This is a genomic window from Microcella alkaliphila, assembly GCF_002355395.1.
Taxonomy (GTDB): domain Bacteria; phylum Actinomycetota; class Actinomycetes; order Actinomycetales; family Microbacteriaceae; genus Microcella; species Microcella alkaliphila_A.
The window spans coordinates 1,776,593-1,798,312 of sequence record NZ_AP017315.1; the positions used below are offsets into that span (position 1 = coordinate 1,776,593).

Here is a 21,720-nt window from a genome sequence, read left to right on the forward strand (position 1 = left end):
CGACCAGCCTAGGGGGTTCCGTTACCGTTCCGTGACCAAAGGCGCCCGCGAGTGCGGCGATTCTCAGCCCCCTTTCGGGGGAAGAACGACCCGGCGACCGCCAGCAATCCGATGAGACCGGCACCGAGCATCCCGGCTGCCGCACCGACCGCGGGGGGAAGTTCGGTCGCGGACAGCGCTGCCGAATTCGACATGCGGATGCTCGCGGTCGCGTCGTCGACGACCCTCGCTTCGGGCGTCGGCCGCGGCTCCTTTACGGGCATGGCGGTGGCGGTATCGGGCTCCGGTTCGGGCGCCGGCGCCGGCTCTGCGGGTGCGGGGGGAGGCGGCGGCGCGGGCGCGGGCACGCTGGAGCCGTACTTCGCGAACACCTGCACGCCCCAGGTCGTGCCGCCGGCCTGGATGAACGCGATACCGACATCGGTGAAGTCGCCCAGCATGTTCGCTCTGTGGCCGGGCGAATTCCACCAGCCGTCGTGCATGGATACACCCGTCGGGTAGCCCTGCGCGATGTTCTCCGCGGCGCGGCTCCAGCCGCCGGGTATCTGCGCGCTGTAGTTCGGGTTGTGGTACAGCCGCCCCTCGGCCGCCATCTGATTCGCCCAATTCAGCGCAACCTGGTCGAGCGCTCCATTGCGAGCCAACGGGCCCAGCCCCGAGCCTCCCCTGGCCTGATTGAGCAGCGAGTGAATCGTGCCAGCCTCACTGGCGTGGGCGGGCGTCGAGGCGCCGGGCGCGACGATCAGCGCCGCCGCGAGCATCAACCCCGCGAGCGACGCCAGCACCCCCCCCGTGCGGCCCCCACGCGCCCTATTCTGCGCGAATCTCCTGCCGAATGCGAGCATTCGCCTCGGCCTGACGGGCCATGCCCTCCGCCATGCCGGGGAAGATCACGCCGTGGAAAGGGATGATGATGCCCCAGTACAGGCGGCCGCCGAGCCCCGACGGGAAGAACACGGCGCGCTGGTCGAGGTGCGAACCACCACCCTCGCGGGGGCTGACGCGAAATTCGAGCCACGCGCGACCCGGAAGCTTCATCTCGGCACGCAGCCGCAGGAACGTGCCCCTGTCGAGCTGTTCGACCCGCCAGAAGTCGAGGGCGTCGCCCGGCTGGAGGCGCTCGGGGTCGAGCCGCCCACGCCGCAGCCCCACTCCCCCGACGAGCTTGTCGAGCCAGCCGCGGGCCGCCCACGCGACCGGTAGTGAGTACCAGCCATTGTCGCCGCCGATGCCCTCGACAATGCGCCACAGCTCGTCCGGGCTCGCATCGCTGTCGGCCTCGCGGTGGTCGACGAACACGGTCGCCCCACTCCACTCGGGGTCGCTCGGCAGCGGATCGGCCGGAGCCTCGGCGACGGCCGCGTTGCGCCAGCTCGTCTCGACCTCCCCTTCGCGCATCTTCGCGAGCGCGTAGCGCACAGCCTGCCGGTAGCCGGTCAGCCCGCCTTCGGGCGCGGCGATGTACTGCTCGATGTCGTGCTCGCTGCAGATCGCGTCGTACTGCAGCGACGAGATGATCGGCACGGCGAGCGAGCGCGGAATCGGGGTGACAAGGTTCACCCACTGGCTCGCGAGATACGGGGTGAGAACGGGCAGGCTCGCAATCGGTCGCTGCTTGAGCCCCGCCTCCAGCGCATAGCCGTTCATCATCTGCCCGTACCGCAAGACGTCCGGTCCGCCGATGTCGAAGGTGCGGTTCACGTCGGCGGGGAGGGTCGCCGCGCCGATCAGATAGTGCAGTACGTCACGCACCGCGATCGGCTGGATAAAGTTGCGCACCCATTTCGGCGCGGGCATGTACGGCAGCACCTCGGTCAGGTGTCGAATCATTTCGAAGCTCGCCGAGCCCGAGCCGATCACGACTCCCGCCTGCAGCGCCGCGGTGGGCACGCCGCTCTCGAGCAGGATCTGCCCCACCTCGGCGCGGCTGCGCAGGTGCCGCGACAGCGGCCCGTCGGGGTGAAGCCCGCCGAGATACACGATGCGGCGAACCCCCGCCTCCCGGGCCGCGCGGGCGACCGTGTCGGCGATGCGCTTCTCCAGCGCCTCGAAGTCGAGCCCCGAGGTCATCGAGTGCACGAGGTAGTAGAGCACCTCGACGCCGTCGAGGGCCGCCGCGACGTCGTGCGGGCTCCGCAGGTCGCCCGTCGCCACCTCCACATCGCCGCTCCAGGGCACGTCACGCAGACGGTCGGCGTCGCGCACGAACACCCGCACCGTGTGGCCAGCCGCGACGAGTCGCGGCACGAGCCGGCCGCCGATGTACCCGGTCGCGCCGGTGACGAGGATGCGCATGCCGGGAACGCTAGCCGCGCCTCCTGAACGCGCCCCGCGCATCCATTCGCTCAGCAAAAGTCAGCGAATACCGGGCGGGGATGCTCGTGGTCGGCATTGTCGATCACGATCGTCGCCGCGCGGTGCGGCTGCGCCTCGCGCCGATAGATCGCCTGCCCGTCGCGGCACGTCGACCACCGTCTGAACGGCGGTCGCGCTGGAACGGAACGGCACGACCGTCTGCTCGCGCAGGGCGCCATGGTCGAACGAGTGGCGGTGGTAGCCCTCTGCCGAGTCGCAGCCGCGGGCGTGTCGCTCGGCGCGGTGTGCCGCGAGCAACTCGTCGCTCAGCTCATCGAGCGGGGCCGTGCGCGTCTCCGCTTTCAGGGCGAGCCTAGGCTGAACGCGTGCAGTTGAGCTCGACGATCGCCGCCTGGTACCGCGGTAACGCCCGTGACCTGCCGTGGCGCCGCCCCGGGTTCAGCCCCTGGGGCACGCTCGTGAGCGAGATCATGCTGCAGCAGACCCCCGTCGCCCGGGTCATTCCGAGGCTGGAGCAGTGGCTCGCCCGGTGGCCGACGCCGGACGCACTCGCGGCCGACTCACCCGCCGAGGCGGTGCGGGCGTGGGACCGCCTCGGCTACCCCCGCCGCGCCCTCAACCTGCACGCCGCGGCGACGAGAATCGCCGAACAGCACGGCGGCGAGGTTCCGGCCGACGTCTACGCGCTGCTCGCCCTCCCCGGAATCGGCGACTACACCGCCCGCGCGGTCGCCTGCTTCGCGTTCGGGATGCGCGTCCCCGTCGTCGACGTCAACACCCGTCGCGTCATCGCGCGCGCCGTGCACGGCCACGGCGAGGCGGGCCCCGCCCGCACCCGGGCCGACCTCGCCGCGATGGACGCGCTGCTCCCCGAGGACCCGACCGAGGCGCACGACGTCAACGCGGGCGCCATGGAGCTCGGGCAGACGGTCTGCACCGCCCGCGCTCCGCGCTGCGACGCGTGCCCGATCGCCGATCTCTGCGCGTGGCGAGCGGCCGGCTTTCCCGCCTACGACGGGCCGGCGGCGCCGCGGCAGGCCCGGTTCGAGGGAAGCGACCGGCAGGTGCGCGGGCTCATCATGCGGGAGTTGCGCCACAGCGACGGTCCGGTGCCCTCCGGGGTCATCGAGGGTGTGTGGCCCGACCCTGGTCAGCGCGAGCGCGCCCTCAGCGGTCTCCTCGCTGATGGCCTCGCGACGGGCGATGATGACCGGGGCTACTCGCTTCCCGACTCGGTGCGCGAAGAGCGGTGACCCTCGGGGTGGACCGAGAGGAACAGCCCGTGCCGGGCGCCGTCGTCGTCGGGTGACTCGTGGTACTCGAGGATGACCTCCACCAAACGGTTCTGCAGTTCTTCTAGCCGTTCGGCAGTGAGTTTGAAGCCCATCCGCACCATGAACTGCTCGTCGAGATCGAGGCCATCGACTTCTTCCAGGAAGGTCCGGATGACAAGGGCACCCTGGCCGTCAATGCGGGTGGACCATGACAGGCCGGTTGCCCGATAGGGAATCTCCCGCGCTCCTCGCCGACCGGTGCGCGGCTCTTCCGCCACAAGGAATCCGTTGTTGACGAGCGTTCTCACGTGGTGAAGACTCGTGCCGACGTTCAGGCCGAACTCCTCCGCAATCTCGCGATTCGTGTGCGCGTCGTAGAGACAGAAGCGCAGGATGCGCAACCGCAGCGGCGATGCCAGTGCGCGCCCAGCCGACAGCTGGCGCGCATCTGCATCGTCGGAGTTCGCGCTCGCCGAGGGAGTGGTCGCCACCGCTCGACCATAGCGAAGCGTTGCGAACATCGACCTACCGATTGACACTTATCAATCGGTTGATCGAGGATGTCCCCGTGACCTCGCCTCCCCCGCGCTCCCCGACCCTGTGGCGCCACCGCAACTTCATGCGGCTGTGGAGCGGCGAAGCGGGAGCTCAATTCGGGGCAGAATTCGGCGGCATCGCCATTCCCGTCCTCGCGGTCGCGATCCTGGGCGCCAACGAGTGGGAAGTCGGCCTTCTCGGTGCCGCAGGCACCCTCGCGTTCCTCGTCGTCGGGCTCCCGGCCGGGGCATGGGTAGACCGCAGCCTCAAGCGACGAGTGATGATGCGGGCAAACATCACGCGAGCCCTCGCCTTCGGGGCGATCCCAATCCTCTGGGCCGCTGGCGCCCTGCAGATGTGGCACCTGATCGTGCTGGCCGCGATCATCGGATTCGCCCAGGTGTTCTTCGACGTCGCCTACCAGAGCTACATCCCCGTGCTGGTTCCTCGCGACAGGATCTCCGATGCGAACGGAAAGCTCGAATCGACCGCCCAGCTCGCGGGCGTTGCCGGCCCGGGGCTCGGTGGCCTCCTCCTCGCCGTTGTGCAGGCCCCGATACTGCTGGCGGCGACCGCGATCACCTACCTCGGTTCCTTCGTGGCGATCGCGAGCATCCGCGATGAGGAGCTGCCCGCGCCGCGAGATAAGCGACGACCGCTGTGGACGGAGATCGTTGAGGGTCTCGCCTTCGTCTGGAACCAGCGCCTCCTGCGGTCGATTGCGGCCTGCACGGCGCTCACGAACTTCTTCGCCAGCCTGCTGTTCACGATGCTGCCGCTGCTCGTCCTCCGTGACCTCGAGATCAGTCCGGCGCTGTACGGCATCGCGCTGTCCGTCGGCGCGGTCGGGGGTCTCATCGGAGCAGTGCTCGCCGCACCCGCCTCGGAACGCATCGGTGAAGGAACCGTGATCCCGCTCTCCGCGCTCCTGGGCGTGGTTGGGATGGTCCTGTTCGCGCTCATGCCGGTCTTCCCCTCCATCGCCATCGCGCTCCTCATGGTCGGGAACGCGGTGACGAGTGTGAGCGTGCTCGTTTACAACATCGCCCAGGTGAGCTTCCGGCAGCGCATCTGCCCCGTGCCCCTCCTCGGTCGCATGAATGCGTCCATCCGATTCGTCGTGTGGGGCGTCATGCCCATCGCGGGCGTCCTGTCGGGGGTTATCGCGACCGCCATCGGAATTCCGGCCCTGTTGTGGCTCGCTACCGCCGGGGTTCTCCTCGCCGCCGGATTCGTCGTCGCCTCTCCCCTCCTCGGAATGCGGCGCCTTCCCACCGAACTGGACGCCCACTAGACGGCGAACGCTGCACTCGCCCGGGCGTTCCGTCCTCGCTTCTCAGCAATGTGCGGCACGATAGGAGGAGTCGACGAACGCGATCCCGTCACAAAGGAGTCACTCGATGAGCATGGATGCAGAGCACACCGGCGCAGAACCCCGCCCCGGCCTGATCGAAAAGGCGGGCGTCGCCCTGTTCGGCGTGATCGCGGGACTGTCAATCGTCGCCGGCGTGATCCTGATTGCCGTGTCGATCTTCAACACGGGGTCGATCGACCTCGGCGGCCACTCCTAGGCCGCTGTCCCCTACTCGTCGTCGGCCTCGCGGGGCTTGACGTACGGGTCTTCGTCACCTGCGTACTGGGCGCTTCTCGCCTCCGCCTCGGTCTGGGCATCGCGTTCGCGCGCCTCGCGCAGCAGGTTCTCGATCGCCGCCGCGTTCTCGGGCACGCCGTCGGCGATGAACTCGATCGTGGGGGTCAGGCGCGTGTTGAGGTTCTTGCCGACCTCGGTGCGCAGCATGCCGGTGGCCGCCTTCAGGGCCGCGGCCGAATCAGCGCGCTCCTCGTCGGTGCCGTACACCGTGTAGAAGATGCTGGCGTGCTGCAGGTCACCGGTGACGCGCACTTCCGTGATGGTGACAAAGCCGAGTCGCGGGTCACGAAGGCCTCTCTCGAGGCGCGTGGCAATGACCTCATGGATGCGGTCGGCGACCTTGCGGGCGCGAGGGTTCTCACTCATGGTGACCCACCTTCTTCGTCGTGTGGTGCGTGTGGTTCTGTTCGGTGCCGAACGGGCCCCGTCCACCGTGCGGATGCACGGGGCCGGGGCCCGACGGACACGATCGCGGCGCTTAGGCGCGCGGCTTTTCCTTCATCTCGATCGTCTCGATCTCGTCGCCGACCTGGATGTCGTTGAACTTGCCCAAGCCGATGCCGGCTTCGAAGTCGGTCTTGACCTCGGTGACGTCGTCCTTGAAACGGCGCAGCGACTCGATCGCGAGGTTGTCGCCGACGACGACGCCCTCACGAATCACGCGCGCCTTCGCGTTGCGCGTGATCGTGCCGCTGCGCACGATGACACCGGCGATGTTGCCGAACTTCGACGAGCGGAAGATCTCGCGAATCTCGGCCACGCCCGACTGCACCTCTTCGAACTCAGGCTTCAGCATGCCCTTCAGCGAGTTCTCGATTTCCTCGAGCGCCGAGTAGATGACCGAGTAGAAGCGGATGTCGACGCCCTCACGCTGGGCGCGCTCGCGCGCCTTCGTGTCGGGGCGCACGTTGAAGCCCACGATGATCGCGTTGTCGATCGTCGCGAGGTTCACGTCGCTCTCGGTCACCGCACCAACACCGCGGTGGATGATGCGCAACTGCACGCTCTCGTCGACCTCGATCTTGAGAAGCGCCTCTTCCAGGGCCTCGACAGCACCCGAGACGTCACCCTTGAGGATGAGGTTGAGCGACTCGACCTTGCCGTCTTCCAGCGCCTTCGTGAAGTCTTCGAGGCTGATGCGCTTGCGAGCCTTGGCCAGCATGGCGTTGCGCTCGGCGGCCTCACGCTTCTCGGCGATCTGGCGGGCGGTGCGGTCATCGTCGGTGACGATGAACGTGTCACCCGCACGCGGCACGGTCGACAGACCCTGAACGGCCACCGGACGCGACGGGTAGGCCTCGTCGACCTTCTCGCCGTTCTCGTCCGTCATGGCGCGCACGCGGCCGTAGGCGGTGCCCGCGACGATGGCATCGCCGACGCGCAGGGTTCCGGCCTGAATCAGCACGGTCGCCACCGCTCCGCGGCCCTTGTCGAGCTTCGCCTCGATCGCGGTTCCGCGCGCCAGTCGGTTCGGGTTCGCGCGCAGGTCGAGTCCGGCGTCGGCCGTCAGCAGAACGGCGTCGAGCAGCTCGGTGATGCCCTTCTTCTGCAGCGCAGAGACGTCGATGAACATGACGTCGCCGCCGTACTCTTCGGCCACGAGACCGTACTCAGTGAGCTGCTGGCGCACCTTGGCGGGGTTGGCCCCGTCCTTGTCAACCTTGTTGACCGCGACCACGATCGGCACGTTCGCCGCCTGGGCGTGGTTCAGGGCCTCCACCGTCTGCGGCATGATGCCGTCGTCGGCGGCGACCACGAGGATCGCGACGTCGGTCACCTGCGCACCGCGGGCACGCATGGCGGTAAACGCCTCGTGACCCGGGGTGTCAATGAAGGTGATTGCGCGCTCGATCCCTTCGTGCTCGGTCCACACCTGGTAGGCGCCGATGTGCTGGGTGATGCCGCCGGCCTCGCCCGCGACGACGTTCGCCTCGCGGATCGCGTCGAGCAGCTTCGTCTTACCGTGGTCGACGTGGCCCATGACGGTGACCACGGGAGGACGGATGACGAGGTCTTCCTCGTCGTCCACCTCGTCGAGGTCGATGTCGAACGCCTCGAGCAGTTCCTTGTCTTCGTCCTCCGGCGAGACGATCTCGATCTTCCAACCGAGCTCCTCGCCGAGCACCTCGAAGGTGGCGCCGTCGAGCGACTCGGTGGCGGTTGCCATCTCACCGAGGTGGAACAGCACCGTCACGAGGTTTCCGGGCGGGCAGTTCATGCCCGTGGCGCTCTCCAACTTGTCAGCGAAGTCCGTAATGGACGCGCCCTGCCGCAGGCGAATAACGGTCTTGCCGTCGCCGCGGGGAACGCTGACGCCGCCTACCGACGGCGCCTCCCGCATTTCAAACTCTTGCCGCTTCGTCCGCTTCGACTTGCGGGCGCGACTCTTACCGCCACCACGACCGAAGGCACCAGCGGTGCCGCCACCGGGGCCGCGGCCACGGCCGCCGCCGCGGAAACCGCCACCACCGCCGCCGGGGCCTCCGGGGCCTCCAGGACCACCGGGACGGAAGCCGGCTGTACCGGGCGCCGGCCGCGCACCGCCGCCTTGGCGGGTCTGGAACGGCGCGTTGCCGCGTCCGGGCGCTCCCTGACGGGGCGCACCGGGTCGGGGGGCTCCGGGGCGGGGCGCGCCGGGACGCGGCGGACGCGGAATGGCGCCACCCGCGCCGCCCGGGCGGGGCATGCCCTGCGAGGACGAGAACGGGTTGTTACCGGGTCGGGGCGTGCCGGGGCGCGCCATGCCCTGCTGGGATGCAAAGGGATTGTTGCCGGGACGCGGACCACCCGTCGCGGCGGGCTTCGACGGCGCGGGCTTCTCCGCGTCGGCGGCGGGCGCCGCGGGCGCTTCCGGAGCCGCGGGCTCGGCGGGAGCAGCCTCGGCGGCGGACGCGGCCGGAGCCTCCGGCTCGGCCGCGGGCGCGGCGGTAGCCGGCGCGGGCTTCGGTGCGGCCTTCGGGGCCGGCTTCTTTGCCGCCGGCTTCTCGTCGGCGACGGGCTTGGCGCCGTCAGCCTCGAGAGCAGCGCGAAGCTTTCGCGCTACGGGCGGTTCGATCGTCGACGAGGGACCCTTGACGAATTCGCCAAGCTCCTTCAGCTTCTCCAGCGCGTCTTTACTCGATACTCCGAACTCGCTGGCGATTTCGTGTACGCGTGGTTTTCCAGCCACTTCTCTCCTGTCTGGGCCTGCACCCGGACAGGGGCAGACCACTAATGGTGGACGGGTCTCATTTCGAGCCGCTCATCAGTTGTCCATGTGCCGATCAGCCTGTTCTCTCGAGGATCCGGTGGATCCGTACAGTGTCAGAAGCTCTCCCGCATCGAGCGGACCGGCGGTGCGAAACGCGCGAGCCCATGCTCGGCGTGACGTCGCCGTCTCGATGCAGTCGCGGGTGCCGTGCACCCACGCGCCCCGGCCAGGAAGACTGGTCGACGCGTCCGCGACGATTGACTGATCACGCACGACGCACCGAATAAGTTCGGAACGAGGAGCGCGAGCACGACAGCCGACGCAGGTTCTGACGGGTTCCATCCTAGCGGGTGCTAGTCATCCATCACGGAATCGGGCTGGATATCAATTTTCGCGCCCGTCAGTTTCGCGGCGAGGCGGGCGTTTTGCCCTTCCTTACCGATCGCGAGCGACAGTTGGTAGTCGGGCACGAGGGCGCGAACCGCCTTCGTGTCCGGGTTGATGACGAACGCGTCCGTCACCTTCGCGGGCGACAGTGCGTTCTTCACGAACGTCGCGAGGTCATCCGAGTAGTCGACGATGTCGATCTTCTCGGTGCCGAGTTCGGCGGTCACACCGCGCACGCGCTGCCCCAGCTCTCCGATGCACGCACCCTTCGCGTTGACGCCCGGCTCCGTCGCCCTGACGGCAATTTTGGTGCGGTGGCCCGCCTCGCGCGCGAGCGAGACGATCTCCACGACACCGGATGCGATCTCGGGCACGTGCAGCGCGAACAGGCGGCGGACGAGAGACGGGTGCGTGCGACTCACCGTGATCGACGGACCCTTGAGGCCCTTCGACACGCTCGTGACATACACGCGGATGCGGCTGCCGTGCGGGTACTCCTCACCGGGAACTTGCTCCTCGGGCGGCAGGATGGCCTCGACCGTGCCGAGGTCGATGTGCACCATGCGCGGGTTCGGACCCTGCTGGATGACACCGGCGACGATGTCACCCTCGCGACCCTTGAACTCGCCGAGCACGCGGTCATCGCCGATGTCGCGCAGTCGCTGGTTGATGACCTGCTTGGCCGCGAACGCCGCGATGCGCCCGAAGTCGTCGGGGCTGTCGGGGGCCTCGCCGATCACGGCGCCCTCGTCGTCGAGCACGGGCGCGTACACGGTCACGTGACCGGTCTTGCGGTCGAGCTCGACGCGCGGCTGGGGAGCGTCGGAGCCGCGCTGGTCGGCCTGATCGGTGTGCTTGAGGTAGGCCGTGAGGATCGCCTGCTCGATGATCTGCACGAGCTCATCGAACGGGATCTCCCGCTCGCGCTCCATCATCCTCAGGACTGCCAGGTCGATGTCCACGTGGGGTGCCTCCGCTATTCGATTGGGCGACGCGCCGCTCGAGAGAGGGGGCGCGGGTCGGAGTTCCACGGTACCCGACTCCACGCCCCCTCCTCACCCCCGCAGAGGCCGAGCGGAACGACTAGGTGTACTGAGTCACGACCTGGTTGACAGTTAGGTCAACCGCACCCTGGCAGCCGAGTGGGCTTATCGGCAGCCGTTCACCTCAAACACTGCCCGCGCAGAAGCCCTTGCTCCGTGGCTGCACAACTACAACACTGAGCGAATCCACACAGCCCACGGGCTCACGCCCGCCGGCCGAGTGTCACCAACCTCGTGACTCAGTACAACTGATATGTGGCTGATTCCTGTCAAGTGGCAGGGGTAAGAGCGCCCGGAGTGATCATGCTCCGGGCGCTCTTTCGTGTGGTCGGCGCGGGCGGTGTGGGTGTCGTGCGTGTCGTGGGCGACGCGCGGTCAGACTGATATGCGCGGGTTGGTTACCGCAGGACGTGCTGTTCGGCTGGAGCGGTTCCGCTTGTCTAGGATCGAGCGTCGCCTGCCCTTCGGGCGGGCTGCTCATAGCTGTTCCGCGGGTCGCTCCTCGCGCTGCCGTCACCTGCCGTCTGAACCGACCGGTCAGGGGGCCCAGGTCAGTCGGGCATCACGGCCAAGGACCAGCACCAGCCGGCGAGCTCGCGGGCGATGGCGACGTTCGCGATCGTGGGCCGCTTCTTGCGTGCGGTGAAGTGCTGCCATTTCTGATGCAGGCGCCGGTTGCCGTCGTCGCCGCGGGACGCTGCAAGGCTGGGCGCGGCAGCCCACCGGGCCTGCATCACCGCTCCGGGACGATAGGGCTTGCGGTGATGCCAGGCCGCTTCCACCAGCAGGCGGCGGGCGTGAGTGTTGCCGGTCTTGGTGATCGAGCCTTGCGAGCGGGACTGTCCGGAGGAGTGCTCTGAGGGCACCAGCCCGACGAACGCTCCGATGCTGGATCCGGTGAAGCGCTCCCAGTTGCCGATCTCGACCGCGAGGCCGAACCCGGTCAAGGTCGAGATCCCACGCAAGCACCCCAGGCGTCGCACCACGGGCGCGTAGGTGCTGGCCGCGGCCATCTGCTCGATGATCGCGTCGAGTCGGTCTTTGCGGGCGCGCACCTGCTGCACTGCTTCGTAGTCGGCATCGAACGCAGCCTGCAGTCCGGGATGGTCGAACCTCTGCCGACGCAGCCAGGCATCATGCGCGCCGGTCCACGCCTGCTTGCCGTCATAAATGATCCCGTGGCGCAACAGCAGCTTCGAGAGCCGATGCCGTGCAGCCATCAGCTCACCCCGATTGTCCTCCCGGGCTCGCACCAAGTCGCGGGCGGTTTCCTGCTCGATCGTGGGCACGGCAACCGCGACGATCTCACCCAGTCGCAGCAGTCTTGCCAAATGCATCGCGTCCCTGGCGTCGGTCTTGACTCGATCCCCGACCGGGCGCTGCAACTTCGACGGCGCCGCCACGAAGCACTCGATGCCTGCGGCGGTGAACAACCGGGCCAAAGCGAACCCGGTCGGCCCAGCTTCATAGGTCACCGCCGCCGGCTGGGGCAGCGACCGCACCCACTCCACAACTGCCGCGGGGTCGTAGCCGAAACGATGACGGATCACTTCCCCGGTGTCCTCATCGATTGCGCATCCCACGACGCTACGGGCGTGCACGTCCAGACCGACGCTCATACGCTGGATTCTCAACTGGGGCCTCCATTCGCCTGGTGGATAGGCCAGCCCTCGACAGCTGGCAACCCACGAATACGCGAATCGAGGTCCCAGCCTCAAGAACCAGACCGAAGACCCATATCGTCTAGGCGCGCCAGACCTGCACGACCGAGGGGCGAGGCGCCCGGGCCGTGCCGGGGCCGGTCGCCCCGTAGTCGGGGAACAGCGAGTTCGGCGCCGCGAACGAGCCGTCCTCCCCCGGGTGCTGCACCGCGACGAGCACCATGCCATCCTCGACGCGGATGATCGGGCCGCACGTCTCGGCGTCGCGCGGCACCGACAGGAACTGCTGCACGCGACCGCGCTCGGGCCCCTCGAGCGGAACCTTGAACAGGCCGTCGTTCTTGCGGATCGAGCTCGGCGCCCCGTCGGTCGAGATCCAGAGGTTGCCCTCGGAGTCGAATGCGACGTTGTCGGGGCACGAGATCGGCGAGACCATCGCGGGCGGGAACCCGGCGAAGTAGGTCAGCGCCGCCCCGCTCGGGTCGCCGCAGAGCAGCAGGATGCTCCAGGCGAACCGCGCGCCGCCCTGGCCCTCCTGCTCCACGAGCTCGATGACGTGACCATCCCTGTTCGACAGGCGAGGGTTGGCCTCGTCGACGGGCGCATCGATGCCGCGTCGCGAGTTGTTGGTGCACGCGATGTAGACGCGGCCGGTCGTCGGGTGCGGCTCGACGTCCTCGCAGCGGTCCATCTTGGTCGCGCCGACGAGGTCGGCCGCGAGGCGCGTGTGCACGAGCACCTGCTCGACGCTCATCCCCGGCACCGCGCTGCGGCCGTTGCGCGTGAGCGCGATCCACTCCCCCGTGCCGTCGAACAGGCCGTCCTGCGGCAGGCGGCCCGAGCCGTCGATCTCGTTCGCGGGCGAGTCGCCCGTGAAGCGCGCGACGAACAGGTCGCCCTCGCTCAGCAGTTTGAGGTTCTGCTTGCGCGCCCCCGGCCCCCTGCCGGTGTTGACGCGGTGCTTCGAGACGAACTTGTAGAGGTAGTCGCCGCGCTCGTCGTCGCCCATGTAGGCGACGACCCGGCCGTCCTCGGCGATCGAGACGTTCGCGCCCTCGTGCTTGAAGCGACCCATGGCCGTGTGCTTCACGGGAGTCGAGGTCGGGTCGAGCGGGTCGACTTCGACGATGTAGCCGAAGCGGTTCTCCTCGTTCTCGTAGCCGGGCGCGGCGCCATCGAAGCGAACGTCCCACGTCTCCCAGCCCGTGCTCGTCGGGCGCTGGCGGAAGCCGTACCGGGCGCGCGAGGGCGTGTCGGCGGGCGACGAGAAGTAGCCGTTGAAGTTCTCCTCGCCCGAGAGCACGGTGCCCCACGGCGTCGTGCCTCCCGCGCAGTTGCCGAGCGTGCCGAGCACGGTGCGGCCCTCGGGGTCGGCCGCCGTGCGCACGAGCTCCGAGCCCGCGGCCGGGCCGGTGAGCACGAACGGCGAGTCGACCGTGAAGCGGCGATTGCGGCGCCCGCCGGGAACCGTGCGCCACGGAGCCCCGGGCGCATCCCGCACGACCTCGACGACGCTCATGCCCTGCGCGGCCTTGTAGATCTCGCTGCGCCGGCGCAGCTCGGCGGGGTCGCTCGACGGTGGGAACATGATCTCGGGGTTCACGTACTCGTGGTTGGCGACGAGCACGCCCGTGAGCCCGCCGGCGTCGACGATGATGTCGATGTAGTCGTTGTTGTAGCCGAACTGCGCGGCCTGGGCTGCGGCGGACTGCGCGCCGATGTCGAAGACCGGTGCGCCGGCGAGCACGGGGTCGCCCCAGCGGATGAGCGGCGCCCACGTGTAGCCCTCGGGCACGACGAACGAGTCGACGCTCGAGTCGACCGGCGCGATCGGGGTGAACGGCAGTCCCGTCGCGGCGGGCGCGGCGACGGCCGCCGTCGGCCGCTCGAGCGAGGTCGTGGCGATCACCACGGCGCCGGCCGCCGCCCCGCCGAGCAGCGCGCGTCGGCTGAAGGCCGTCTGGGCGATCGAGCGGAACGTCGCATTGCTCGACGTGTTGCACTCGGGCCCGAGGCACGCGTCCGCGCACTTCAGGCGGCACGTCACGGGTGAGCGCTTGCCGCGCGCGTGGTCGATGATCGGCAGGCGGGTGCGCTGGTCGGTGTCGGCGCTGATGGTCATGGTCGAGCCCCCTCGGTCAGATGACGGATGCTCCGCCACCGTAGCTCAGGGGCGCGACGTCTGCGTGACCGTCGTGCGACCGGAGGGTGTTCGCCCCGTGAACGGGGGGTGAACCGGTCAGTCCACCTGCTGCAGCACCGCCGGCACCTCGTGCAGCGCGACGTCGCGGCGCTCGCCCGAGCGGCGATCCCAGAACTCGACCGTGCCCTCGGCGGCGTTGCGGCCGACGATGACCACGAGCGGCACGCCGAGCAGCTCGGCGTCGCCGAACTTGACGCCCGGCGAGACCTTCGGCCGGTCATCCAGCAGCACGTCGTGACCCTGGGCCTCGAGCTCGCTCGCGAGCGTCTCGGCGATCTCGAACACGACCGGATCCTTGCCCGTGGCGACGACGTGCACGTCGAAGGGAGCCACGGCGCGGGGCCAGATGAGTCCGCGCTCGTCGTGATTGCCCTCCGCGATCGCCGCGAGGATGCGCGTCACGCCGATGCCGTACGAGCCCATCGTGACGGTCACGAGCTTGCCGTTCTCGTCGAGCACCTTCAGCTCGAGCGCCTCGGCGTACTTGCGGCCGAGCTGGAAGACGTGGCCAATCTCCATGCCGCGGGCGAGCTCGACGGGGCCAGAGCCGTCGGGCGCAGGATCGCCCGCACGCACCTCGGCGATGTCTGCGATCCCGTCGGCCACGAAGTCGCGGCCAGCAACCAGGTGGAAGACGTGCTTCTCGTGCTCGTTCGCGCCGGTCACCCAGGCGGTGCCGTCGACCACCCGGGGGTCGACGAGATAGCGGATTCCCGTGGTTGAGCCCTCTTCGCCGAGCACCGGCCCAGCGGCAGCCCACGGGCCGATGTAGCCCTTGACGAGGCCGGGGTGCTTCGCGAAGTCTTCGTCGGTGGCGGCGGTGACCTCGGCGGGCGCGAACGCCACCTCGGCGCGCTTCATGTCGACCTCGCGGTCACCGGGAACCCCAACGATGACGAGTTCGCTGGAGCCATCGATATGCGTGAGCCGCAGCACGACGTTCTTCAGCGTGTCGGCCGCCTCCCACTGGCGGTCCTCGCGCGGGTGTCGGTCGTTCGCCAGCGCCACGAGCGTGGCGATCGTCGGCGTGTCGGGCGAGTCGAACACGACCGCCTCGGGCTGCCCGTCGATCGGCAGGGCCGCGGGCGCGGTCGTGCGATACGCCTCGACGTTGGCGGCGTACCCGCCGGCTGAGCGCACGAACGTGTCTTCGCCGACCGCCGTCGGGTGCAGGAACTCTTCACTGCGCGAGCCACCCATCGCCCCGGCGTCGGCCTGCACGATCACGTACTGGAGCCCCAGGCGCGTGAAGATGCGCTCGTAAGCGTCGCGCTGCGCCTGATACGAGGCGTCGAGCCCGTCGTCGGTGTAGTCGAACGAGTAGGCGTCCTTCATCGAGAACTCGCGGCCGCGCAGAAGTCCGGCGCGGGGCCGTGCCTCGTCACGGTACTTGTCCTGGATCTGGTAAATCGACAGGGGCAGGTCCTTGTACGACGAGTAGAGGTCCTTCACGAGCATCGTGAAGACCTCCTCGTGGGTGGGGGCCAGCAGGTAGTCGGCGCCCTTGCGGTCCTTCAGGCGGAAGATTCCGTCGCCGTACTCCGTCCAGCGCCCGGTGGCCTCGTACGGCTCGCGCGGCAGCAGCGCGGGAAAGTGGACCTCCTGGGCTCCCGCGGCCGCCATTTCGTCATGGATGATCGCCTCGATACGGCGACGCACGCGCAGTCCGAGAGGCAGCCAGGCAAAGATGCCCGGCGCCTGACGACGGATGTAACCGGCACGGACGAGCAGGCGATGGCTCGCCACCTCGGCGTCGGCGGGGTCGTCACGCAGCGTTCGAACGAAGAGCTGGCTCATGCGAGTGGTCACGATCATCCAGCGTAGCGTCGGCCGCCGCGCCGGTCGGACGGCCGATGCTGGAATTCGAGCGCGATTCGCGTGACAATAAGCGGAGGGCCTGCGAGCGACGGCAAGGGGGGCTTGTTTCGCTCGCAGGCCCGCCTCTGAAACTATCGCGGCGCACGAACGGCGGTTTAGTCCCCCATCGGGGGGTTAGCCGCTGCTCGCGCCGGAGGGCAACTCCGTGCTACGCGGTGACGACCTCGGGGCTGCCGGTCGGCGCGTCGGGCATTTCCGCGGCGATGCGGTTCGCCTCGTCGATCAGTGTCTGCACGATCTCAGACTCGGGGACGGTCTTGATGACCTCGCCCTTGACGAAGATCTGCCCCTTGCCGTTGCCGGAGGCGACGCCGAGGTCGGCCTCGCGAGCCTCGCCCGGTCCGTTCACAACGCAGCCCATGACGGCGACCCGCAGCGGCACGGTCATACCCTCGAGCCCCTTCGTGACGTCTTCGGCGAGCGTGTAGACGTCGACCTGTGCGCGGCCGCACGACGGGCACGAGACGATCTCGAGCTTGCGCTCGCGCAGGTTCAGGCTCTCGAGGATTTTGAGGCCGACCTTGATCTCCTCGGCGGGCGGGGCCGACAGGGAGACGCGGATCGTGTCGCCGATCCCTTCGCCGAGCAGAATGCCGAACGCCGTCGCGCTCTTGATCGTGCCCTGGAACGCGGGGCCAGCCTCCGTGACGCCGAGGTGCAGGGGCCAGTCGCCCCGCTCGGCGAGTTGACGGTAGGCCTTCACCATGACGATCGGGTCGTTGTGCTTGACCGAGATCTTGAAGTCGTGGAAGTCGTGCTCCTCGAACAGGCTCGCCTCCCACACGGCGCTCTCGACGAGCGCCTCGGCGGTGGGCTTGCCGTACTTCTGCAGCAGTCGCGGGTCGAGCGAGCCGGCGTTCACACCGATGCGCAGGCTGACGCCAGCGTCTTTGGCGGCCTTCGCGATCTCGCCGACCTTGTCGTCGAACTTCTTGATGTTGCCGGGGTTGACCCGTACGGCGGCGCACCCGGCGTCGATTGCCTGGAACACGTACTTCGGCTGGAAGTGGATGTCGGCGATGACGGGGATCTGGCTCTTCTTCGCGATGATGTGCAGCACATCCGCGTCGTCCTGACTGGGGACGGCGACGCGCACGATGTCGCAGCCCGTGGCGGTGAGCTCAGCGATCTGCTGCAGGGTGCCGTTGATGTCGGTCGTCGGCGTCGTCGTCATCGACTGCACGCTGACCGGGTGGTCACTACCGACCATCACCTTGCCGACCTTGATCTGGCGGGTCTTGCGGCGCGGGGCAAGAACCTCGGGAACCTTCGGCATTCCGAGATTGACTGCGGGCACGAGAACTCGACTTTCGGGTTCAGGGTGACGGCGAAGAGGGCCGCGGGAGGACGGTGCTCAGACTAGAGCACCGCCCTGAACCCGCGCCTCAGGGCTCGCGGCCGACTCGAGCCCGCTCCGCGCGCCAAATCTCGTGCGGGATGATGAGCGACGGCTCCATCGTCGACGTCACGTCGTCGAGTCCCACGCCGGGCGCGAGTTCCACGAGCGTGAGGCCCTCGTCACTGACGTCAATGACGCAGAGGTCCGTGATGATGCGGTCAACGACGCCGCGGCCGGTGAGCGGCAGCGAGCACTCGGTCACGATCTTGGGCGAGCCATCTTTCGCGACGTGTTCCATCAAGACGATGACACGCCCTGCGCCGTGCACCAGATCCATGGCTCCCCCGGGCCCTTTGACCATCTTTCCCGGGATCATCCAGTTCGCGAGGTCTCCCTTTTCGGAGACCTGCATGGCCCCGAGGATCGCCGCGTCGATCTTGCCGCCGCGGATCATGCCGAAGCTCGTTGCCGAGTCGAAGAAGGCGGAGCCCGGAAGGACGGTCACCGTTTCCTTGCCGGCGTTGATGAGGTCGGGATCGACCGCATCGTCGGTCGGGTAGGGGCCGACGCCGAGGATGCCGTTCTCACTCTGCAAGACGACGGTCACGCCGTCCGGCACATAGTTGGGAACGAGGGTGGGCAAACCGATACCGAGATTCACGTACGCGCCGTCGGTGAGCTCCCTGGCGGCGCGCGCCGCCATTTCTGTGCGGGACAGTGCCATGATCAGCTCCCCTCTCCTGAACGCACCGTTCGTCGCTCGATGCGCTTCTCGATGTCCGAACCCACCTCGACGACTCGGTCGATGAAGACGCCGGGGAGGTGAACCATGTCAGGGTCGAGCTCGCCCGGTTCGACGAGTCTCTCGACCTGCGCGATGGCCACCCGACCCGCCATCGCCGCGAGCGGAGAGAAGTTGCGGGCCGACCGGGAGAACACGAGGTTGCCGTGGCGGTCGCCGAGCGCGGCGTGGACGAGCGAGAAGTCGGTGGTAATCGCCTCCTCCAGGACGAACTCGCGATCCTCGCCGCGCACCGCGAAGGTCGCGACGGGCTTGGCCGGTGACGCGACAGCCACCGTCCCGTCCGAGTTGTAGCGTCGCGGGAGGCCGCCCTCCGCGACCTGCGTTCCGACGCCGGTCTGGGTGTAGAACGCCGCGATCCCCGAGCCGCCCGCACGCAGCTTCTCCGCCAGCGTTCCCTGGGGTGTGAGCTCGACCTCGAGTTCGCCGGACAGGAACTGCCGCTCGAACTCCTTGTTCTCTCCGACGTATGACGACGTCATCTTGGCAATGCGCCCCGCCGCCAGCAGAATGCCGAGACCCCAGTCGTCGACCCCGCAGTTGTTGCTCACGATCTTCAGCTCGCGTGCGCCCTGCGCCAGCAGAGCCTCGATCAGCAGCATCGGATTGCCGCACAGTCCGAAGCCACCCACCGCGAGGCTCGCGCCATCGGGTATGTCGGCGACGGCGTCGGCAGGACTGCCGACCGTCTTGTCGATCGTCATCGTTCGTCTCCTTGTGGGATGGCACGACGAGTCGGCGCGGAGTCGGCGCTGACTCGGTCCCTGTTCGGGATACGCCCAAACTAGCGCGAGCGCGCCGCTAGGGTCGAAGACACTCACCCTCCCCACGAATGGAGTTCTCATGAGCGACAACGCAGTCGTCATCATCGCCGCCGCCCGCACCCCACAGGGTCGCGTCCGCGGAAGCCTCGCCCGCCTTTCCGCCGTCGACCTCGGGATCCACGCCGCCCGTGCGGTGCTTGAGCGCAGCGGTGTGCCCGCCGAGGCAATCGAGGCCGCCATCATGGGCCAGGTATTGCCCGCCGGCTGCGGCCAGAACCCTTCGCGCCAGGTCGCATTGGGCGCAGGCCTTGCGCCCTCGGTGGCAACCTCGAGCGTGAACTCGGTGTGTCTCTCGGGCGCGCGGGCGATCGCCGACGCGGCGCGACTCGTGCGCCTCGGCGACGCCGACGCAGTCCTCGCCGGCGGCATGGAGTCGATGACCAACGCGCCACACCTGCTGCCGGGCGTGCGCATGGGCTGGGTCTACGGCACGCAGAGCGCGCTCGACCATGCTGCGCATGACGGTCTCACCGACGCGGTCGACGGCATCTCGATGGGGGAAAGCACCGAACGTCACGTCGGACGCCTCGGCATCAGCCGCGCCGAGCAAGACGAGGTCGCTGCGGCGTCACACCAGCGGGCGGCGGCCGCCGCGGACGACGGCCGACTTGCTCCCGAAATCGCTGCTATCGAGATCGCACACCGACGGGGCACCACCACCGTCGACAGCGACGAAGGAGTGCGGCCCGACAGCACGGCGGAAACGCTCGGCGCCCTCCGGCCCGCCTTCACGGCCGACGGCACGATCACGGCGGGCAACGCGTCGCCCCTCAGCGACGGCGCCGCGGCGGTTGTCGTCGCGCGTGAGCACTGGGCCCGCGAGCAGGGTGCGACGATCCTCGCGCGCGTCGTCGGCTGGGGCGAAGTCGCCGGCCCCGACAACTCGCTGCACAGCCAGCCGTCGCGGGCAATCACGGCCGCCCTCGACCGGGTCGGCTGGAGCGTCGACAGCCTCGACCACATTGAGATCAACGAGGCGTTCGCGGCCGTCTCGATCCAGTCGACCCGCGACCTGGGCGTCGACCCGACGATTGTGAACCCCGACGGCGGCGCGATTGCCCTCGGGCACCCCATCGGGGCATCCGGGGCGCGCCTCGTGGCGCACGCCGCGCACGCCGTTCACGAGGGCCGCGCCCGTCGCGCCGCCATCTCGCTGTGCGGCGGCGGCGGACAGGGGCAGTCGATGCTGCTCGAGTCGGTCTAAGCACCGGCACCCTCGGCGGGTCGCGGTCGAGGGCGACCCGCCGCTACGGAGCGAACAGCCTGACCGGGTTCACGATGTCGGCATAGATGAGCAGGGCGCTCATCACTCCGAGCACGAGCACAACGCCGAGGGTGATCGGAACGAGACGTGCTGTATCGAGCGGGCCAGGGTCGGGCCTCCCGAACAGCTTCGCGAGGAAGCGGCGCAGCTTCTCGAACAGCGCCCCCGCGACATGCCCGCCGTCGAGCGGCAGCAGCGGAATCAGGTTGAAGACGAACAGCGCAACGTTCAGCGCAGCGAGCACGCCGACCAAGAACGACGCGCGCTCGACGATGGGGATCGTGTCGAGGCTCGCGATCTCGCCGGCGATGCGCCCGACGCCAACGACGCTGATCGGGCCGTTCGGGTCACGCTCGGCCGGGCCGAAGGCCGCCTGCGCGACGTCAATCATGCGCTGCGGCAAAGTCACGATGATTCGCGCAACGGCCTCGACGTTCTCACCGACCGCCGGCAAGACCTCGCTCGCGGGCTGCTGAACGGTCTCGTACGCCGGCGCGATGCCGGCGAAGCCGACCTCCTCGGTGACCGGGTTGCCGGCGGCGTCCTCGAGAATCTGGCCCCGATCATCCAGAACGAAGCGTTCGGTGAGTAGCGGCGTCAGCCGTAGGCTCACCTCCTCGCCGTCGCGCTCGACGACGACCGGAATTGTGCGGCCAGCGGCGGGACGAATGGCGTCGGAGATGTCTTGCCATTCGGTGATGGTGCGGCCGTCGATCGACAGCACGCGGTCGCCGGGCAACAGGCCCGCCTCGTTGCCCGGGGCCACAGGAGTGTCGGGGCCGCACTCTTGCACCGCGCTCGTCGCCGGAACGACGCACTCGTTAATGCTGCCGAGCGTCGTCGAGGGCTGGTTGATGCCGAAACCCATCAGCACCACCGCGTACAGCACGACCGCGATGACGAGGTTCATGAACGGGCCACCGAGCATGATGATGATGCGCTTCCAGACCGGTAGCCGGAAGAACGTGCGGTGCTCATCGCCCTCAGGGATGGTGTCGGCGGAAGCCGCACGCGCGTCTTGCACCAGGGTCTGGAAGAAGCCGGTCGAGGCGGTACGCCCCTCGGCCTCACCCTTCGCCGGCGGGTACATGCCCGCCATCGAGATGTAACCGCCGAGCGGGATCCACTTGAAGCCGTACTCGGTCTCGCCACGCCGCGTCGACCAGATCGTCTTACCGAAGCCGATCATGAACTGCCCGACGCGCACGCCAAACGCCTTGGCGGGCACAAAGTGGCCCAGCTCGTGCAGCGCAATCGAGACCACCAGCCCGACAACGACGACGAGGATGCCGACGATGTACAGCAGGACGGATTCCACGGGCACAGAGTAACCGGGTCTAGCATTGCGTCT

18 protein-coding genes and 1 pseudogene are annotated in these 21,720 nt (G+C 68.7%); 5 read left to right on the forward strand and 14 right to left on the reverse strand.

The window, feature by feature from the left end:
- Window positions 1-8: 8 nt before the first annotated feature.
- Together CPY97_RS08770 and CPY97_RS08775 are read right to left on the reverse strand one after the other, a co-directional pair.
- Window positions 9-785 (reverse strand): CAP domain-containing protein, encoded by a 777-nt coding sequence (locus CPY97_RS08770; RefSeq protein ID WP_161494106.1) that lies wholly within the window; start codon window positions 783-785, stop codon window positions 9-11.
- A gap of 25 nt (window positions 786-810) precedes the next feature.
- Window positions 811-2,295, reverse strand: coding sequence for an SDR family oxidoreductase (locus CPY97_RS08775; RefSeq protein WP_096421980.1), 1,485 nt, complete (start codon window positions 2,293-2,295; stop codon window positions 811-813).
- Window positions 2,296-2,681: 386 nt separating this feature from the next.
- On the opposite strand from CPY97_RS08775, the gene CPY97_RS08780 reads away from it, so the two are divergent.
- Window positions 2,682-3,569, forward strand: coding sequence for an A/G-specific adenine glycosylase (locus CPY97_RS08780; protein WP_231923890.1), 888 nt, complete (start codon window positions 2,682-2,684; stop codon window positions 3,567-3,569).
- Here CPY97_RS08780 and CPY97_RS08785 read toward each other — a convergent pair.
- Entirely contained in the window at window positions 3,533-4,081 is a 549-nt protein-coding gene (locus CPY97_RS08785) for an ArsR/SmtB family transcription factor (RefSeq protein ID WP_231923891.1), read from the reverse strand. The genes CPY97_RS08780 and CPY97_RS08785 overlap by 37 nt on opposite strands.
- 77 nt (window positions 4,082-4,158) lie before the next feature.
- Here CPY97_RS08785 and CPY97_RS08790 point away from each other — a divergent pair, with 77 nt between their 5' ends.
- The gene (locus CPY97_RS08790; RefSeq protein ID WP_231923892.1) at window positions 4,159-5,421 is read left to right on the forward strand and encodes an MFS transporter; all 1,263 of its coding nucleotides are present in this window, start codon (window positions 4,159-4,161) and stop codon (window positions 5,419-5,421) included.
- 106 nt (window positions 5,422-5,527) lie between these two features.
- Complete coding sequence (locus CPY97_RS13470) at window positions 5,528-5,698, forward strand: hypothetical protein (protein WP_161494107.1); 171 nt, start codon at window positions 5,528-5,530, stop codon at window positions 5,696-5,698.
- Window positions 5,699-5,709: 11 nt separating this feature from the next.
- On the opposite strand, the gene rbfA is transcribed toward CPY97_RS13470, so the two are convergent.
- The 4 genes from rbfA to nusA all read right to left on the reverse strand — a co-directional run bounded on the left by rbfA (window position 5,710) and on the right by nusA (window position 10,317).
- Entirely contained in the window at window positions 5,710-6,144 is a 435-nt protein-coding gene (gene rbfA, locus CPY97_RS08795; protein ID WP_096421984.1) for a 30S ribosome-binding factor RbfA, read from the reverse strand.
- A gap of 112 nt (window positions 6,145-6,256) precedes the next feature.
- Entirely contained in the window at window positions 6,257-8,947 is a 2,691-nt protein-coding gene (gene infB, locus CPY97_RS08800) for a translation initiation factor IF-2 (RefSeq protein ID WP_096421986.1), read from the reverse strand.
- Between the two features lie 75 nt (window positions 8,948-9,022).
- Complete coding sequence (locus tag CPY97_RS08805; RefSeq protein ID WP_096421988.1) at window positions 9,023-9,310, reverse strand: YlxR family protein; 288 nt, start codon at window positions 9,308-9,310, stop codon at window positions 9,023-9,025.
- Window positions 9,311-9,321: 11 nt separating this feature from the next.
- Window positions 9,322-10,317 (reverse strand): transcription termination factor NusA, encoded by a 996-nt coding sequence (gene nusA, locus CPY97_RS08810; RefSeq protein ID WP_096421990.1) that lies wholly within the window; start codon window positions 10,315-10,317, stop codon window positions 9,322-9,324.
- 160 nt (window positions 10,318-10,477) lie between these two features.
- On the opposite strand from nusA, the pseudogene CPY97_RS08815 reads away from it, so the two are divergent.
- Window positions 10,478-10,636, forward strand: a pseudogene (locus CPY97_RS08815) (integrase core domain-containing protein); the annotation flags it as partial.
- Between the two features lie 313 nt (window positions 10,637-10,949).
- On the opposite strand, the gene CPY97_RS08820 reads toward CPY97_RS08815, so the two are convergent.
- The 6 genes from CPY97_RS08820 to CPY97_RS08845 form a co-directional block, all read right to left on the reverse strand.
- Entirely contained in the window at window positions 10,950-12,017 is a 1,068-nt protein-coding gene (locus CPY97_RS08820; protein ID WP_096420087.1) for an IS110 family transposase, read from the reverse strand.
- A gap of 124 nt (window positions 12,018-12,141) precedes the next feature.
- A complete protein-coding gene (locus CPY97_RS08825) occupies window positions 12,142-14,181 on the reverse strand; it encodes a PhoX family protein (RefSeq protein ID WP_096421992.1) in 2,040 nt (679 codons plus the stop codon).
- Window positions 14,182-14,298: 117 nt separating this feature from the next.
- Window positions 14,299-16,077: a proline--tRNA ligase gene (locus CPY97_RS08830; protein WP_419866100.1), complete on the reverse strand. Its 1,779-nt coding sequence runs from the start codon at window positions 16,075-16,077 to the stop codon at window positions 14,299-14,301.
- Between the two features lie 211 nt (window positions 16,078-16,288).
- A complete protein-coding gene (ispG, locus tag CPY97_RS08835; RefSeq protein ID WP_173826876.1) occupies window positions 16,289-17,437 on the reverse strand; it encodes a flavodoxin-dependent (E)-4-hydroxy-3-methylbut-2-enyl-diphosphate synthase in 1,149 nt (382 codons plus the stop codon).
- Between the two features lie 88 nt (window positions 17,438-17,525).
- Window positions 17,526-18,203 (reverse strand): CoA transferase subunit B, encoded by a 678-nt coding sequence (locus tag CPY97_RS08840; protein ID WP_197702218.1) that lies wholly within the window; start codon window positions 18,201-18,203, stop codon window positions 17,526-17,528.
- Window positions 18,204-18,205: 2 nt separating this feature from the next.
- The gene (locus CPY97_RS08845; protein ID WP_096421996.1) at window positions 18,206-18,985 is read right to left on the reverse strand and encodes a CoA transferase subunit A; all 780 of its coding nucleotides are present in this window, start codon (window positions 18,983-18,985) and stop codon (window positions 18,206-18,208) included.
- 139 nt (window positions 18,986-19,124) lie between these two features.
- On the opposite strand from CPY97_RS08845, the gene CPY97_RS08850 reads away from it, so the two are divergent.
- Window positions 19,125-20,309 (forward strand): acetyl-CoA C-acyltransferase, encoded by a 1,185-nt coding sequence (locus tag CPY97_RS08850; RefSeq protein ID WP_096421998.1) that lies wholly within the window; start codon window positions 19,125-19,127, stop codon window positions 20,307-20,309.
- A 43-nt stretch (window positions 20,310-20,352) separates the two neighbouring features.
- Here CPY97_RS08850 and CPY97_RS08855 read toward each other — a convergent pair whose 3' ends face one another.
- Entirely contained in the window at window positions 20,353-21,687 is a 1,335-nt protein-coding gene (locus tag CPY97_RS08855) for a M50 family metallopeptidase (RefSeq protein WP_231923893.1), read from the reverse strand.
- Between the last annotated feature and the right edge of the window lie 33 nt (window positions 21,688-21,720).

Excerpts from the sequence above, each read along its gene's own strand:
- CPY97_RS08775 (WP_096421980.1), bottom strand. The coding sequence starts at position 2,295 with ATGCGCATCCTCGTCACCGGCGCGACCGGGTACATCGGCGGCCGGCTC.
- CPY97_RS13470 (WP_161494107.1), top strand. The coding sequence starts at position 5,528 with ATGAGCATGGATGCAGAGCACACCGGCGCAGAACCCCGCCCCGGCCTG.
- rbfA (WP_096421984.1), bottom strand. The coding sequence starts at position 6,144 with ATGAGTGAGAACCCTCGCGCCCGCAAGGTCGCCGACCGCATCCATGAG.
- CPY97_RS08805 (WP_096421988.1), bottom strand. The coding sequence starts at position 9,310 with ATGGAACCCGTCAGAACCTGCGTCGGCTGTCGTGCTCGCGCTCCTCGT.
- CPY97_RS08820 (WP_096420087.1), bottom strand. The coding sequence starts at position 12,017 with ATGAGCGTCGGTCTGGACGTGCACGCCCGTAGCGTCGTGGGATGCGCA.
- CPY97_RS08825 (WP_096421992.1), bottom strand. The coding sequence starts at position 14,181 with ATGACCATCAGCGCCGACACCGACCAGCGCACCCGCCTGCCGATCATC.
- CPY97_RS08830 (WP_419866100.1), bottom strand. The coding sequence starts at position 16,077 with ATGATCGTGACCACTCGCATGAGCCAGCTCTTCGTTCGAACGCTGCGT.
- CPY97_RS08840 (WP_197702218.1), bottom strand. The coding sequence starts at position 18,203 with ATGGCACTGTCCCGCACAGAAATGGCGGCGCGCGCCGCCAGGGAGCTC.
- CPY97_RS08845 (WP_096421996.1), bottom strand. The coding sequence starts at position 18,985 with ATGACGATCGACAAGACGGTCGGCAGTCCTGCCGACGCCGTCGCCGAC.
- CPY97_RS08850 (WP_096421998.1), top strand. The coding sequence starts at position 19,125 with ATGAGCGACAACGCAGTCGTCATCATCGCCGCCGCCCGCACCCCACAG.